The organism is Evansella tamaricis (assembly GCF_019042215.1).
Lineage (GTDB): Bacteria > Bacillota > Bacilli > Bacillales > Salisediminibacteriaceae > Evansella > Evansella tamaricis.
Window position 1 is genome coordinate 40,291 of the sequence record NZ_JAHQCS010000094.1, and the last position, 17,068, is coordinate 57,358.

The following is a 17,068-nucleotide window of genomic DNA, read 5'->3' on the forward strand; positions in this document are numbered from 1 at the left end:
GTGTGATATCAATTGAAACGAATTTTCGATATAGCTGTTTCAATTTTTCTTCTCCTTTTCTTGTTTCCCCTTATTGTAATCATCTCTCTAATAGTAAGATGGAAACTCGGTTCACCAGTAATATTTAAACAGCAACGTCCTGGATTAAATCATACACCATTTTATCTATACAAATTCCGAACGATGACAGAGGAAAGGGATGAAAAGGGACAATTGAAGGATGATGATGAAAGGATAACCTCCTTTGGTCAGTTTTTAAGAAAATTTAGTCTCGATGAACTTCCTCAATTGTTTAATGTTCTAAAGGGAGATCTTAGTTTAGTTGGCCCCCGTCCTTTACTAATGGAGTATTTGCCGTTATATACGGAGAAACAACTAAAAAGACATAACGTTCTCCCAGGGATTACCGGTTGGGCACAAGTGAATGGTCGAAACGGAATTAGCTGGGAGGAAAAATTTGAACTGGATGTCTGGTATGTGGAAAATCATTCCTTTTTACTCGATTTAAAAATTCTTTATCTTACTGCTGTGAAGGTTTTTAGAACGGAAGGTATTAGTCAACAAGGTTTTATCAGCGCAGAAGACTTCACAGGATCAGTGTCTCCAGTCAGAGGAAGCGGGAGCGGTGATGACAATGTTAAATCCTAAACTACCATTAAAAAGTAAAATTCATTTATCTTCGCCCCACATGTCAGGGAATGAAATGAAATATATTGAAGAAGCTTTTCAGTCTAACTGGATTGCTCCAGTAGGCCCCAATATTGATGCATTTGAGAGAGAAATAGAATCCTATATTGGAGATGGTCATGCGGTTGCGGTCAGTTCCGGAACTGCTGCCATTCATTTAGCTCTTTTATTGTTAGATGTGAAGAGGGGAGATACTGTATTTTGTTCTACCTTAACTTTTGTTGCAAGTGCAAATCCGGTTCTGTATCAGGGGGCAGAACCTATTTTTATTGATTCTGAACCTGAAACATGGAATATGTCTCCTAAAGCATTAAAAAATGCATTAGAAGACGCAAATGCGAGTGGCAAACTACCAAAAGCTGTCATTGTTGTTCACTTATATGGCCAAATGGCTAATATAGAAGAAATTATCAACTTGTGTGCAGAATTTAATGTGCCTATTATCGAGGACTCTGCAGAATCTTTAGGTACTTTTTATAAAGGAATTTCAAGTGGTACTTTTGGGGATTTTGGTATTTTTTCATTTAATGGAAACAAGATTATTACAGCATCATCTGGTGGCATGCTTATTTGCAAAGATAAAAACCAGGCTGATCGTGCATTGTTCTTAGCAACTCAGGCAAAAGACCCTGCCCTCCATTATCAGCACAGCTCCCTTGGGTTTAATTATCGGATGAGTAACATTATTGCAGGAATTGGAAGATCCCAATTGGAAGTGTTAGAATCAAGGGTTTTGGCAAGGCGATGTAATTTCGAAAAATACAAAAAAGCATTAGCTTCACTCCCTGGAATTCAGTTTATGCCGGAAATCGAATACTCCCGGCCAAACCGCTGGCTAACGACATTTACCATTAACGAAAAAGAATCAGGTATTTCACCAACTTCACTGATGAAGTTCATGTTGGAGGAAAATATTGAAGTACGTCCAGTATGGAAACCACTGCATCTCCAACCACTGTTCCAAGGGTGCACTTATTATCCCCATCAGGAAGGGGGAAGTGTTTCAGAACAACTGTTTTTTGCAGGTATTTGTCTACCATCAGGGTCAAATATGTCCATGGAAGATATTCTGAAGGTTATTAATCTAATTAAATATACTATTTACAATCATAAAAGGAATGATGATCATATTGTATTATAAATGTTCTCTAAATAGATTAGACCCCTAAAGCATTTAGTAATTACCTTTAAAGTTAACTAAATAAAACAATACAGATTCCTTATTTCCCCTATTTTATATAGTTAGTAGGCGATTACATGAAAAAAACAGTAATAATCATTATGGTATTGACAGTTGGGTCAAAATTTTTAGGTTTTTTTAGAGACATAATTCTATCTTACTTCTATGGTGCGTCCAATATAACTGATGTATATTTAATCGCGCTTACCATTCCTAGTGTTATTTTCGCCATTATTGGGGAGGGAATTTCAACTGGTTATATCCCAATGTATACCCGAATTGAAAATAATTATGGTACTGAAAGAGCTAATAAATTTACAAATAATCTAATTAATGTTCTCATGCTATTTTGTACGATCATACTTATTATCGGATTATTATTTACTGAACAAATAGTGAGGTTATTTGCTTCTGGTTTTGAAGGGGACACATTATTACTTGCAGTTTCTTTTACTAGAATTTCTATTGTAGGCGTTTATTTTACCGGTTTAATCTATGTTTTTTCTTCGTTCCTGCAACTTAAAGGGAATTTTGTTATACCAGGCATAATCGGCCTTCCGTTTAACACGATAATTATTATATTTATAGTAATTAGTGCTAATTCAAATATCTATGTTCTTATCTTTGGTAGTGTTCTCGCCATTGTGTCACAAGCATTGCTGCTTTCTGTTTATAGTTATAAGTATAAATATAAATACTATCCAAAACTTGATTATAAAGACAGTAGTATTAAAAGAATGTTCTTATTAGCAACACCTGCCATAGTAGGCTCGTCTGTCATTCAATTGAATCTTCTTATTGACAGAACTTTAGCATCTAATATAGCAGAAGGTGGAATATCCGCTTTAAATTATGCTCATAATTTAAATTTGTTTATTTTAGGAATTGTAGTTGCATCAATTACTACTGTTCTATTTCCAACAATTACAAAGATGGCTGAAAAAAATAATATGGAAGAATTAAAGAAATCATTAGCAAGTGCTATAACAGGCATAAACCTATTAGTATTACCTGCTACGGTTGGGTATATGATATTTTCAGAACAAATTGTTCAAGTTTTATTTGGTAGAGGGGAATTTGATTCAAACGCAGTATCAATGACTTCCTCTGCCTTGTTTTATTATTCTATCGGTATAAGTAGTATTGGATTAAGAATGGTATTAACAAGAGTTTACTATGCACTACATGATAGCAAGACACCAATGGTTAATTCCTCCATATCTATGATAGTAAATATCATACTTAATATTGTATTATCCAGATATTTAGGGATAGCTGGTCTTGCATTAGCAACTAGTTTAGCTGCAATATTTAGTACTTTGTTATTATTTAGAAATCTTCATACTAAAATACAAGGTTTCGGAATAAGGGATCTCTTTTATTCGCTCATAAAAATGTTAGTAGCGTCTCTTTTAATGGGAGTATTAAGTAAAATAACATTTACGTACTTATTTACAAAAATGAACTTAACAGTTTCTTTTTTTCTAGCAGTTTTTACTGGTGTAGTTATTTACTTTGTTTTTATATTCATTTTCAGAATTAGGGAGTTAGATATAGTTATCAATCAAATTAAAAGAAGAATTACAAATAGAACAGAAGAAAAAAATGTCTCTTAGTTTATACGCCACGATTTTCAGTATTTTGAAAGCAGATCTTTAATGATCTGGCTTTTTTATTTTCTTGGAAAAAGTCAATAGGAGGGTAATTATGGAAATAGAAATTAGCTTTTTAGATTTATTTAATGAAATAAAAAACAAAATAAAATTGATTCTCTCTATTACTTTAATTACTTTGGTCACTACTTCACTTATATCTTTCTATTTAATTACACCTAAATACGAATCAACCACATTACTTCTAATAAATCAATCAAAAGTTGAAGGGGACATATATTCTTCTAGTGATATTAGAACAAACCTTGAGCTAATTCATACTTACAATGTCATTATTACTTCACCTAGGATATTAGATTATGTAATTGAAGAACTCTCCTTACCTCAAACATATAAAGAATTAAGTAATCAAATAAGCATTGGAAACCAGGGTCAATCGCAAGTTGTATCTATTAGTGTCAAAGATGAGGATCCTCAAAAAGCAATGGTTATTGCAAATAAAATTGCAGAGGTTTCACAAAGAGAGATAGTAGAAATAATGAATGTAGATAATATAACCATTCTTACATCAGCAGAAGTTTCAAATAGTCCAATAAGTCCAAACCATTCTGTGAATTTATTTATTGGATTTGCGTTAGGTATAGCCATCTCTATAGGTTTTATCTTTTTAAAAAAGATTTTTGATAATTCCATTATTACCGAAGAGGATATAGAAAAGGATCTTGAATTGCCTGTACTTGGATCAATTATGATAATAAATCAGCAAAATGACAAAACGATTAGAAAAACTTCTGGAAAAAAATCAAACTTGAGTCGACAACGAAGAGGAAATGTAAACATTGGGTAATTTCATAAAAAATCCTTAGATAAATTCACCAAATGAAAATGGCGCAAATAATTATTATACAAGGTGTTGGATAACAAAAATGAAAATTATTATTAATAATAAAAGTATCTATTCTTCCGTCTTTTATTTAATGATTATATTTAGTTTTATTTCCTATGAATACACCCTTTATACAAATGCATATCAAATATTATTGTTAATAGTTTTCTCTTTTGGATTATTAATGGTACTTTTAGGGATTCTTTCTGGGCCAGACATCACTGATGTATATCTAATTAGCCTAAAAAACAATTTATTAGTTCATTTGTTATCCCTTTTATTAATATTGTCTATTTTTGTTTCATCCCTCAAATTAGATTTAGTTACAACAAATGGAGTAATTAATGTAATTATAAGTATTTTAAGCATATATGTATTCTTTTTATTGATACCAACAATGATATCTGAAAACAAAGATAGATTAATAGTATTTATAATTTCTTTAATCACTTTTTTTTCTGTTATCGGAATCATTATAGGGTTAAGAGGAGAATTTTTGGGTTATACCTATACCCATTACAATAGAGTATCTTCTATATTTTTTGACCCTAATTACTTTGGGACGTTATGTGCAATGGGTTTTATTTTAAGCATACACAAAAAAGGGAAGTACAAATTTTTTGCAGTCCTTAATCTCGTTGCTTTATTTTATACAGGTTCAAGAGCAGCGATGATTGGTTTACTAATTGTCACCGTTTTATTTTATTTTTATAAAAAGAGGGTTTCCATTAACTCCTTCCTGTTCTTTTTGTTTATTTGCTTTCTAACATACTACTTCATTGGTTTCTTAGAAGAACGTATGTTTTTTCGAACTTTTCAAGGCCTTAGTTCGAGGGAATATCTCTGGGATATCTCATTTCATCTAATAAAAAACGAACCATTATGGGGATACGGCTACGGGACTGTCGGGAGTTTATTGCATTCACATGGAGCATCGAATGTAAGTTCTCATAATGCTTATTTAGATTATATAATGACAAACGGAATAATTCCTTTTGTGATTTACAGTCTGGTAATAGTTAAATCTGTTTATATGGGCTATAAAACAGAAATCCCTCAATCCATAATAAAGTGTATTGTACTAATACTGATAAACGCTAATTCCATTTCTATTAACTTAGGGGGAATTGGTATTACTTCATTGTTATTTACATTATTTTTAGGCATATGTAATTTTTCCGGTAACGAAAGCAAACTTAAGCAAAGACAGATTAGTGATGCAGTTAAGTTAAATGAGGTGCTTCCAAATGAAAAAAATTCTATTGGTTAGAGGGGAAAAAGCATTTTTACCTGAAATAGATGCCTATTTAAATTATCTAAATGCAGTCCAAGGAGTAACAGCTTTTGATTCATCAACGATCGATGGTTCCTTTTCAATAAATGAATTTGATGTTATATGGGAATTTAAGGGTCTAGGTGGGATGAAAGTAAAAGATCAACTATTAATACATGAATATGCATCTTTATCTACAGGAATATTTCCAACTATTAAAAACGGATTAAAAGCAAGGATAAACCCAAAACCTGATTTGCGTATTTTTCTTAATGCACGTGTAAGAAATGGATTCCCATTTAATGATGAGATTGACTACTGTTATCGGGATATGGGTATTGATGAAAGTTTCCTTCAACAAAAAAATAATAGAAAAGAATATGACTTTATATATGTAGGTGCTGTAAGTAAAGATAGAGAAATAGACAAACTATTAAACAAGTTTGTTGGAAAAAACAACGGGAAATTATGTTTGATTGGTAATGTGGAAAACGAGATATACAATGACTATAAAGAAAATAAAAATCTTATCTTCACTGGGAAAATACCTTATCATCAAGTTCCGAAAATTGCCTCAAAAGGAGTTTACGGAATTAACTACATTCCTGATAAGTACCCTTATAACATCCAAACATCGACCAAACTTCTTGAATACTTAGCTTTAGATTTAAAAGTCATAACTACGGATTATAGATGGGTAAGGGAATTTGAGAAAGAAAATGAATGTAAGTTTTATAAGATAAGTAATGAATTTGATTTTGATTTAAAAAAACTGCAAAACTATAAATTTAAGTCAGGCATAAACATGAATGACTATTTGTGGGGTACAATTCTCGAAAAGTCAAATATCATGAACAAGATCATTTCCATTGATTCAAGAAAAAAGTTTCAGATCACCGCTCAGTAAAAGATTTATGAAATTAGATTAAGTACTTTAGCATTTATAAATAAAGAAACAGAGGAGTGGAAAGTATGGAAAGTAAACGGAGATGGAAAAAGTCGATAAAAAATTGTTCCTTAATTTCCCATTACCACCCTAAATCACCAGTTGCAGAACAATACCGAACCATTCGCTCAAACATTCATTTTGCTAGTCTGGATAATGAAATGTGTGTCATTACATTAACATCTGCATCTCCAGGAGAAGGTAAGTCAACTACAGCTACTAATTTAGCGATTATACTAGCACAACAAGGTAAAAAAGTTTTATTAATAGATGCAGATATGAGGAAGCCAAGCAGCCATTTTACATTTCGTGCTGATAATTTCTCTGGACTATCGACAGTTCTAATAAATAAGATTCCTTTAGAAGATGTTATTTATGATACTCCAATTCCAAATTTACACCTCTTAACATGTGGTCCAATTCCACCAAATCCAGCTGAATTATTAAGTATGTTACGAATGGACTGGCTTCTATCAGAAGTAAGAAAACAATTCAACTATGTCATTATAGATACCCCTCCAATACTTTCAGTTACAGACGCACAAATCTTAGGTGATAAAAGTGATGGAATCATACTTGTTGTAAGCAGTGGTCAGACAGATAAGAGATCAGCAAAAAAGGCGAAGGATCTTTTGCTTCAAACCCGAGGAAATTTATTAGGAGTTGTATTAAATAAGAAAAAAGATGTCGGTTATCATTATTACTATGAAGAAAATTCTTATAAATAAAAAAGGATTTTCAAAAGGAGTATAACATGAAGATTCTTTATATTACTACAATTTCAGATACGATAAATGCGTTTTTAATTCCCCATATTAAACTCTTAATTGAACAAGGAAATGAAGTGGGAATAGCATGTAATATTTTAGAAGAAATTCACCCAGATTTATTGGAAATGGGCTGTAAAATTCATCTAATCCCATTTCAGAGAAGCCCACTAAAAAGAGAAAACTTTAAAGCATATCGAAGAATAAATCTTGTCATCTCAAAAGAGAAATATGAGTTAATTCATGTCCATACTCCAATTGCATCGATCCTAACAAGATTCGCCTGTAGAAAACTCAAAGGCATTAAAGTTATATACACAGCTCATGGGTTTCATTTCTATAAAGGTGCACCTCTTTTCAATTGGCTAGTTTACTATACTGCTGAAAAGTATATAGCGAAATGGACCGACACGATTATCACAATGAACGATGAAGATTTTGATTCCGCTAAAACATTTAATATTAGAAAAAAAGCATCATTATATAAAATTAATGGAATCGGGCTAGATTTGAAGAGGTTTCAACCCCTTACCTCTAATCTAAAAACTAAGATAAGAAAAGAATACAATTTTAAAGAAAAGGATTTCTTGTTAATTTATGTTGGAGAGATGTGCTTCCGCAAAAATCAAGATATGCTTATTCAAGTGATGAAGTTAGTTAATAACTCTATTCCTGATATAAAACTTCTCCTTGTTGGAGACGGAAAAAAGATGGACCAATATAAAGATATGACTAAAAAACTTAATTTAAACAACTGCGTGAAGTTCTTAGGGTATCGGCAGGACGTAAATAAATTAATGTCCTTAGCGGATGTTGTCGTCTCCACCTCTAGACAAGAAGGGTTGCCAGTTAATCTCATGGAGGGAATGGCAACTGGTTTACCATTAATAGTAACAAACTCTAGAGGAAATAGAGATCTAGTTATGAACAACAATAATGGCTATGTCGTTGAACTGGATGAAATAGATGAATTTGCTGATAAAATAATAAAGCTTTATTATTCTCCTGAAATAAGGAAAAAATTTGGGGACAAGAATCTCAAAATAATTAAACAATATTCACTTGATGCTGTGTTAAAAGAATTAAGGGAAATATATGCACTGCATGGTGTGAAGGATAACGGTAAAAATAACGACTTGAAAACAATGGTATGAAATTCTCTAATATGGAGGTTTGATTATGGATTCACCACAGCGGATTGCCTATATTTTGCAAGTTCATAAAAATGCTGATCAAATCAATACATTTATTAAGCAGTTGATTAAAGGGAATCAAGCTGACGTCTATGTACATATAGATAAAAAAAGTTATGACGAATTAAAAGACAAAATAATTAAAAACAAAAATGTTTATATTCTAGATACATCCATTGACTGTATTTGGGGAGACTTTAGCCAAGTGGAAACCACCCTTATACTATTAAAGAAAGTAATTAAAAGCGGGGTAAAATATGACTTTGTTTGTTTAAGAAGCGGGCAGGATCTAGTTGTGAAAGAGGGGTTCCATGATTTTTTAGCCGAAAACAAAGATTCTATATTTCTCGCTCTAAAAGATGTGACAAAATTTAATTTAGGTCTGATGCATATGAATTGGCCGAAAGTTACAAGAAAACGTTATGGAATTTTACATCCTATTAGAATCTACCGAAGACTTATTCAAAGTTTATACCGAAGTGGAATTAATTTGTATCCAAATAAAAATACTTTTCCTAAAAAATTTCAGTTTTATGTGGGATCCCAATGGTTTACAATTCCTATGGAAGTAGCTTTATATATAATAGATTTCATCGATGATAATGAATGGTACTATCACTATTTTCAAGATACTATGTGCCCTGATGAATGGTTCTTCCAAACCTTAATCATGAACTCTCCATACAAATCAAATGTTATTACAAATAACAATCTTCTTTTCTTAATCTGGGGTAAAAAATTTGGTGAAACGAATTCACCAATATATTTAACGATGAATAATGTTGAACAAATTGAGAACTCAAATCAATTTTTCGGAAGAAAATTTGATGAAAGCATTGATAAAGAAGTTGTAAGTTATTTTTCTGAGAAAACAGTTGCAACAGTATCCAGCAAAGAAACTCAATTAAAAGGATTGACCATTTAAAGACAACCAACAACAAAAGTGGGTTGTCTTTCACATTTTTTTACATGATGGGGGAAATCAATGAAAACCATGATTACGAATTCTACCGAACTAAGTACTTATTCACAAAATTATAAAACACTCTCTAATTTAGAACAAGAACACGGTTCTTCCTTTTACTTATTAGACATTGATAGACTACAAATGAATTATAAAAAAATGGAAACGGCTTTTAAAAGCAGATATGAAAAATTTATTATTGGATATTCATACAAAACTAATTATATACCCTATTTATGTAAGGAACTTGATAAATTAGGGGCTTATGCAGAAGTAGTTTCTAAACTGGAATACGATTTAGCATTAAAAATTGGAGTAGTTCCAACAAAAATAATATTTAATGGTCCTCTAAAAACAAAATATGATATTGAAACAGCTTTAAATATGGGCAGCATATTAAATATCGATTCTACGTATGAAATGAAATACGTTAAGGAACATTGCTTACAAAATCCCGACACTTCGTTCAAGGTAGGCTTCAGAGTTAATTTTGATATTTCCACTAATGGTGTCAGTCCACTTGTGGAAGGTTTTGAAAAAAGCAGGTTTGGAATGTGTGTAGAAAATGGCAGTTTTCAATTAGTATGGAAACAATTAAAAGAACTTCCTAATCTCAAAATAACTGGATTACACGGTCACTTTTCCACCGCTAACAGAAGTGTGAGTACATTTGAGAAAATTACACAAAGTTTATGTGACATCGTAAAAGAGTATAAGCTAACAGACCTGGAGTATATAGACATTGGCGGTGGCATATTTGGAGAAGTTCCTCGATCATTGATTAGTAATACACCAACATTTGATGATTACGGAGAAGCCGTATGTAAAATTATGAACAAGGAGTTCGGGGATAAAAAAGAAAAACCTTACTTAATCCTAGAACCGGGTATTTCAATGGTGGCCAATACATTCCAGTTCGTGGCAAAAGTTGTGGAAACCAAGAATATAAGGAATGAGACCTTCGTATTGGTGGACGGAAGTGTCCATAATATTAAACCTACAATGCACAAAAAAAATTTACCTATGAGAGTCATTCGTTCTTCCGTCGATGATGGATCCAATAGATCCGATACCTATCATATTGTTGGCTATACATGTCTCGAAAAGGATTATTTAGCATGTGATGTAAAAAGTCAAATGCCATTGATTGGTGATTTTATTATTTTTGAGAATGTTGGGGCATATACCCTTGTGTTTAATCCTCCATTCATCAAAGAAAGGCCCGCTGTGGTTGCATTTTATGACGGAAAGACAACAATTGCTAGAAAAAAAGAAAGTTTTAAAGAATTCTTTAACGACAAACTCTACCAGTTCTGATGATAGAAACAAAACTTTCGTTCAACTCAAACCATAGAGATGTCTATAGTGGTTTCAACTAATACTGTGTTTTTCAGGATAACTTAAACAAAAAGGGGGTTTAACATGAATATCTTATTGTGCAGTGTAGGACGTCGTGTACAATTAGTGAATTATTTTAGAGAAGAGTTAAATAAAATTGGAGGGAAAGTGGTTGCGGTTGACTGTGATCTGACAGCACCAGCCTTATACCATGCTGATAGTTATGAGCTTGTTCCACGCATAACTCACGCAGACTATATGGATTCGCTAATAACTATTTGTAAAAAACACGAAATAAAAGGAATTCTCTCCCTAATAGATCCTGAATTGTCTTTATTGTCAACTTATAAAGATTGCTTTCAGATGGAAGGAATCTCTCTTATATTACCTGACAAATGGATTGTGGACCTTTGTTATGATAAATACTTGACATCTTTATTTTTACAAGAGAAAGGGCTTCCCAATATTCCAACATATGATAACTTCCATTCTGTTAAAGAGGCAGTCACAAAAAGTAAAATACAATGCCCATTTATTGTAAAACCGAAATATGGAAGTGCGAGTATAGGGGTCCACAAAATATCATCCTTAAAAGAACTTTCGGAGTTTATGAAAAATCATGATGATTATATTATTCAGCCATTCCAATCAGGGGATGAATTTTGTGTAGAGTGCTACGTAGACATCTATACTCACGAAATAACCAGTTTTTTCAGTAAAAGAAAATTAAACATGCGCTCTGGAGAGACAGATAAATCCATTGAAATCCATGACAGTGTGTTATTTCAATTAACAAAGGAGTTAGTCACTATCTTAAAACCTGTGGGACCGATTGACATCGATTGGTTTAAAACAGAGAAGGGGTATGTGATCTCTGAAATCAATCCCCGTTTTGGTGGGGGATATCCGTACGCCCATGAAATGGGGAATAATTTTATCACCCAGATTATCTCTAATTTACAGGGGGTTAGTTCAGTTCCCACAGAGGAATATTCCGGGCCATATGCGGAAGGAAAAACAATGGTCAGGTACGATACATTTGTAGTTCTGTCATCGTCAAATAAAACCACCATCGTTAAGTGATTATATTTGACGTATTTCTAAAAAGGGGTAATGGGGATGAAGAATAGCATAGTTCAGCAGAAGAATCGTCCAATTATATCGGAACTTGTTATATTACGATTTGTAGCTTGTCTTGCCGTTGTCATGATCCATGCAATTGAAACAAGTTTAGAGAATTACACTGGAGAATTATCTACCATCGAAACTCTCTTTTATCACACCATTAGAATGGCCATGATGTTTGGTACTCCAACGTTTGTTTTCTTATCCGAATTACTTTTAGCTAAGTCGTATCAGGGGGATCTCCCTGCAAACTTCTTGTCCACCCGTGCAAAGTATTTATTGCTTCCATACCTTTCCATGGCAGTTGTGTATGGAGTAATCTTTCATGCAAACGAAAGTTTAAATGCTGTTTTTATTGCAGTTCTAAAAAATATATTCTTGGCAGATTTTACTGTTTATTTTGTCTTAATTATATTCCAGTTTTATCTACTGCATTTTTTCCTCCATAGCTATCTAAAAACATGGAATCGAAACATTGTTTTGATTACAAGTTTAATAATAAATCTCTTATATCTTGCCTTTTTTAACTTTGTGCCCCCAATATCCTTTATTCCCAATGTAGACTTTTTATGGTACCACTTAAGCTGGCTGCCGTTCCCTGGATGGCTTTTTTATTTCACCTTGGGATACTATTGCGGCAGACATTATCATGAGTTTAAGATGATTTTATCTAAATTTCAGAAATTAGTCTTCTTCATTCCAATACCTGTGTTTTTGCTCGTTTTGATCCTAAGTTATACTCAAATCATAGGGGTTGTATCCTCTAAGCGAATAGATATAATCTTTTACACAACTACTATGATATTTTTACTTATTTATCTGTCATCTAGTGTCAAACACTTGCATCCCATCATCGTTAAAATCAGTAACTACTCGTTTGGAATATATTTACTTCACAAAATCTTCATGTATTATTTAAAACCTATGCCAATTTTAAATAGCTACGGGTTTACATTGTATGTTTTTATTACTAGTATCATATTATCGATGATAGTTATATATTTTGTTAACAAGTTGAGTTTTGGTAAATATATCGTAGGAAGAATAAATACCATTTCCATATCTAATGTTAACGGGGAGAAAACAAGGAAAAAATCTGAGATATCCTAATTATTTTGAAATGAATCTAAAATGGAAATTCACGGGGTGGTAGAAGGATGAATCTATTAGTAACTGGAGGGGCTGGCTTTATCGGGAGTAATTTTATCACATATGTAATGAAAAAATACCCCACATACTCGATTACGAACCTTGATAAATTAACTTATGCCGGGAATATAGAGAACATAAAGGATTGTGAGAAACTTAAAAACTATCACTTTGTCAAAGGGGACATTTGTAATTCCAGTTTAGTAGGAAACGTCATCCGAGAACGAAAAATTAATGCTATCATCAATTTTGCTGCAGAATCCCATGTGGACAGAAGCATCACTTCACCAAGTATTTTTGTTAAAACTAATGTCCTTGGGACCCAAACCTTACTAGAGGCAGCAAAGGAATATACTATTCAAAAATATATTCAGATTTCCACAGATGAAGTATACGGCACACTTGGGAAAACTGGACTTTTTACAGAAGAAACCACACTAAATCCGAACAGCCCATACTCTGCCAGTAAGGCTTCTGGAGACATGATGGTTAGGGCTTATCATCAAACATATGGATTGAATGTAAATATTACTCGATGCTCCAATAACTACGGCCCTTTTCAACATCCAGAAAAATTGATTCCATTAATGATTACAAATGCAATAGAAGATAAACAATTGCCTATTTACGGTGATGGACTACATATACGGGATTGGCTGCATGTACATGATCATTGTACTGCTCTAGATCGTGTTTTACATCTCGGGGAACCAGGGGAGATATATAATATTGGCGGAAATAATGAAAAAGAAAATATATCTATCGTCTCTCAAATACTCCGCATTCTTAACAAACCTTTAGAGCTAATTCATTATGTGGAAGATCGAAAAGGTCATGATCGGCGTTATGCGATTGATTCATCCAAGATTCATAAAAAATTGGGATGGGAGCCTTCTATTCATTTTTACGAAGGATTGACCGAAACAATCTTATGGTATAAAAATAATAAGTCTTGGTGGAAAAACGTACGAGATATGTGAATATACTGTTATCAGATAACGTAATTCTCCTATACTGAGTCTGGAGGGAGACAGATGAAAGTTACAAAAACATTCTTTAATGGAGAAGTTAAACTGATAACTCCTAAAGCTCATTATGATGATCGTGGATTTTTTATGGAAACATACCAATACGAGAAACTAACTAAATATAAGTTAAATACTGTTTTTTCTCAGGATAATCATTCTATGTCTTATCATACAGGCACAATCAGAGGTTTACACTATCAGCTTCCCCCGATGGCACAGACGAAACTCGTCCGTGTTATTAGGGGGGCTATTTTTGATGTCGTTGTAGATATAAGAAAAAGTTCTTCTACCTTTGGGGAATGGATTGGAGTGGAGCTATCGTCAGATAACAAAAAACAACTCTATATCCCAAAAGGTTTCGCCCATGGTTTTTGCACGAAAATGGATAATACAGAAGTTATCTACAAAGTGGATGCCAATTACTCTCGAACTTTAGAAAGGGGCATCCTTTGGAATGATAGCAATATTGGGATTTCTTGGCCTAAAGATAATACTATATTATCAGATAAAGATAAGAATCATCCTCTGTTAAAGGATGCTGACGTGTTTGTCTAGAATTATATTAATCTATGAGAAAAATACATACCCGAGAGGACGAAATGAAAGATGCAAATGGGAAAACACTTTTATCAAGTTGTTGCTGCTAAATTAATAGATGCAAAGGAAATCGCTGATTTGATCATCGCCTGTGATATAGAACAATTTGGAGTTCCAGATTTTTCTCTTGATGATTTATTGGAGATTTGGAATGATATCCCAATGGAGACAAATACTTGGGTTATTAGAAATGAGGAAGATAAAATTACAGGTTATGGTTTTCTCGAAGAAGTTTCGGAAGGACGATTAGATTCTTATGGATATGTTCATCCAAGTGACAAAGGCAAAGGCATAGGTACCATTTTGTTAAATATGATGGAAAAAAGGATAGCAACCTATGCGACAACTTACGAAAAAAAAGGGAAAAGCTTTGTATGGAATAATATTATCCCAGCTCTTAATGCAGATGCCCGACACTTACTTGAGTCAAGGGAATTTGTATTTCAACGTCTCCATAGCAAGATGGAAGTGGTATTAACAAAGGAACCTGATCCCCCTTGCAAAACTGGACAAAGTATCATCTGTCCTTATGAGGAGCAACGTGATGGAGTATCCGTTTGGAGAGCTTACTTGGAGACTTTTCAAGACACAAGAGAATTCCGTCCCATCTCTTACGATGAGTGGATGGAAGAAAAAAATGGCTCGGATTATGATAAACAATTTTGGTATGTGGCATATTCCGGAAAGGATCTTGTTGGATATGTTATTAGTAAGATCATACCGGATGGATTATTTATAGATTTACTTGGGGTTAAAAAGGCCGCACGTAATAAAGGGCTTGGTCTAGCACTGCTCCAAACGCTATTCCTTAAGTCATATGAGATGAATATAAAAAGAATTTCCTTAATGGTAGATGCGAATAGTATAACGGGAGCGAATAGACTTTACGAAAAAGCAGGAATGCAAAGTCAATTCCAGTTAGCAGTATATTGTAAAAAGAGGGAGTGAAGTCTGGTAGGCCGGGATACAAGTGAGTGTTTATGTATGATGGTATACAAGATACAACCACAATGAAATATATTACTAGTTTTTTCAAAGTATCAACTATCCATTACTTATACTACCTTCCAATATGTTTACTAATTCCACTTAACGGTTAAAGAAATACTAGATGGTTAGAAAAACAATAACATGAATAACTATACTAAACCATCACTCTTAAAACTCTCGAATATGGAGGTATATTTAATGTTAGTGTTTGGACAACGATTGGAAACATTTCATGTACAAGCTACAGATGGTGAGTTAGGAAAAGTAAAGGATATTTATTTTGATGAAGAGAATTGGGTTATTCGATATTTAGTTATTGATACACTGAAATGGTTACCAGGAAGAAAGGTATTACTATCTCCAATAGCATTCGATCACATTGATTTTGAAAATGAAAAGGTTAATATTTTGGAAACAAAAGAAAAAATAAAAGAAAGCCCTCCGATTGATGAACACAAACCAGTTTCAAGACAATATGAAGCACGATTAAGTGTCTATTACAGTTGGCCTCTTTATTGGGGCTATTATGAACCGGAAAGATACTGGGGCAATTACAACACACCACATCAATTAAAAGAACAGGAAACAATGCCTGAAGTATTTGATCCGGAAGAAGTAGAACAAACGAATAAACTTAGAAGTGCAAAGGAGTTAAAAGGTGAGTTTACTGGATACAAAATAAATACAATTGATGGGGAGATTGGAAATGTTGCTGATTTTCTAATAGATGACGAGAACTGGAAGATCCGCTATTTCGTTGTTGGAACGGGAAATTGGCTTCCAGGAAAGTATGTTGTTCTCTCCGTCGATTGGATTCAAGATATTAGTTGGAAAGATAGTAGTGTTACTGTCGACCTTACGAAAGACCAGATTGAAAATGGACCATTCTTTGAATTAGGCGACCCATTTACAAAAAAAGAAGAAAAGATTCTATACGAAAGTTATGGGAAAAATCTACACCTTTAATATAAGTAAATTATGATAAAATACCTGTCACTCGTGTTGGTGATGGGTATTTTTTTGACCTCAGATAGCCTATTCCACAAAATATCCTTATCAAATAGAAGAAGAAATCGTTAATCTTTTTGTAAAATATCAATTAGTAATAATCCATAAAATTTACTCTCTATGCATAAATGCTTCATCGTTCTTTATAGGGAATAAATAAATTATTTCCTTGGCAAGCGCAATATAAGACAAACATCGAGGATAAGATCTATATGTAGAACAAGAACCATGTCGAATTAATGTATATTATAGTATATTTATTGATTTCTTTTTACTTATTTTCCCATATAGTGAACAGGATAACTATAGTAATGTAGTTTTGTA

Annotated in this window: 16 protein-coding genes; all 16 read left to right on the top strand. The window is 32.9% G+C overall.

Going from position 1 to position 17,068, the window contains the following annotated elements:
- The first annotated feature begins 12 nt into the window (after window positions 1-12).
- The 16 genes from KS419_RS10455 to KS419_RS10530 all read left to right on the top strand — a co-directional run bounded on the left by KS419_RS10455 (window position 13) and on the right by KS419_RS10530 (window position 16,702).
- Window positions 13-648: a sugar transferase gene (locus KS419_RS10455; protein ID WP_217066348.1), complete on the top strand. Its 636-nt coding sequence runs from the start codon at window positions 13-15 to the stop codon at window positions 646-648.
- Entirely contained in the window at window positions 635-1,828 is a 1,194-nt protein-coding gene (locus KS419_RS10460; protein ID WP_217066349.1) for an aminotransferase class I/II-fold pyridoxal phosphate-dependent enzyme, read from the top strand. The genes KS419_RS10455 and KS419_RS10460 overlap by 14 nt, the downstream gene beginning before the upstream one ends.
- Before the next feature lie 116 nt (window positions 1,829-1,944).
- Complete coding sequence (gene murJ / locus KS419_RS10465; RefSeq protein WP_217066350.1) at window positions 1,945-3,483, top strand: murein biosynthesis integral membrane protein MurJ; 1,539 nt, start codon at window positions 1,945-1,947, stop codon at window positions 3,481-3,483.
- Window positions 3,484-3,574: 91 nt separating this feature from the next.
- Window positions 3,575-4,327 (top strand): YveK family protein, encoded by a 753-nt coding sequence (locus KS419_RS10470; protein WP_217066351.1) that lies wholly within the window; start codon window positions 3,575-3,577, stop codon window positions 4,325-4,327.
- Between the two features lie 79 nt (window positions 4,328-4,406).
- On the top strand, window positions 4,407-5,636 hold the full coding sequence (locus KS419_RS10475; RefSeq protein WP_217066352.1) for an O-antigen ligase family protein: 1,230 nt from the start codon (window positions 4,407-4,409) through the stop codon (window positions 5,634-5,636).
- Window positions 5,614-6,546, top strand: coding sequence for a glycosyltransferase (locus tag KS419_RS10480; RefSeq protein ID WP_217066353.1), 933 nt, complete (start codon window positions 5,614-5,616; stop codon window positions 6,544-6,546). Before KS419_RS10475 ends, KS419_RS10480 begins: the two co-directional genes overlap by 23 nt.
- A gap of 65 nt (window positions 6,547-6,611) precedes the next feature.
- Window positions 6,612-7,313 (top strand): CpsD/CapB family tyrosine-protein kinase, encoded by a 702-nt coding sequence (locus tag KS419_RS10485; protein WP_217066354.1) that lies wholly within the window; start codon window positions 6,612-6,614, stop codon window positions 7,311-7,313.
- Between the two features lie 26 nt (window positions 7,314-7,339).
- Window positions 7,340-8,506 (top strand): glycosyltransferase family 4 protein, encoded by a 1,167-nt coding sequence (locus tag KS419_RS10490; RefSeq protein ID WP_217066355.1) that lies wholly within the window; start codon window positions 7,340-7,342, stop codon window positions 8,504-8,506.
- Window positions 8,507-8,531: 25 nt separating this feature from the next.
- Window positions 8,532-9,470 carry a beta-1,6-N-acetylglucosaminyltransferase gene (locus KS419_RS10495; RefSeq protein WP_217066356.1) on the top strand — a complete coding sequence of 313 codons (939 nt, stop codon included), beginning with the start codon at window positions 8,532-8,534 and terminating at the stop codon, window positions 9,468-9,470.
- Between the two features lie 60 nt (window positions 9,471-9,530).
- Complete coding sequence (locus tag KS419_RS10500) at window positions 9,531-10,826, top strand: type III PLP-dependent enzyme domain-containing protein (protein ID WP_246593777.1); 1,296 nt, start codon at window positions 9,531-9,533, stop codon at window positions 10,824-10,826.
- Window positions 10,827-10,931: 105 nt separating this feature from the next.
- On the top strand, window positions 10,932-11,930 hold the full coding sequence (locus KS419_RS10505; protein ID WP_217066357.1) for an ATP-grasp domain-containing protein: 999 nt from the start codon (window positions 10,932-10,934) through the stop codon (window positions 11,928-11,930).
- 36 nt (window positions 11,931-11,966) lie between these two features.
- A complete protein-coding gene (locus KS419_RS10510; RefSeq protein WP_217066358.1) occupies window positions 11,967-13,082 on the top strand; it encodes an acyltransferase family protein in 1,116 nt (371 codons plus the stop codon).
- A gap of 47 nt (window positions 13,083-13,129) precedes the next feature.
- Window positions 13,130-14,101 carry a dTDP-glucose 4,6-dehydratase gene (gene rfbB, locus KS419_RS10515; protein WP_217066359.1) on the top strand — a complete coding sequence of 324 codons (972 nt, stop codon included), beginning with the start codon at window positions 13,130-13,132 and terminating at the stop codon, window positions 14,099-14,101.
- A gap of 54 nt (window positions 14,102-14,155) precedes the next feature.
- Window positions 14,156-14,704, top strand: a complete 549-nt coding sequence (gene rfbC, locus KS419_RS10520; protein ID WP_217066360.1) for a dTDP-4-dehydrorhamnose 3,5-epimerase — start codon at window positions 14,156-14,158, stop codon at window positions 14,702-14,704.
- 51 nt (window positions 14,705-14,755) lie between these two features.
- A complete protein-coding gene (locus KS419_RS10525; RefSeq protein ID WP_217066361.1) occupies window positions 14,756-15,694 on the top strand; it encodes a GNAT family N-acetyltransferase in 939 nt (312 codons plus the stop codon).
- A gap of 240 nt (window positions 15,695-15,934) precedes the next feature.
- The gene (locus KS419_RS10530) at window positions 15,935-16,702 is read left to right on the top strand and encodes a PRC-barrel domain-containing protein (protein ID WP_217066362.1); all 768 of its coding nucleotides are present in this window, start codon (window positions 15,935-15,937) and stop codon (window positions 16,700-16,702) included.
- Window positions 16,703-17,068: the final 366 nt, after the last annotated feature.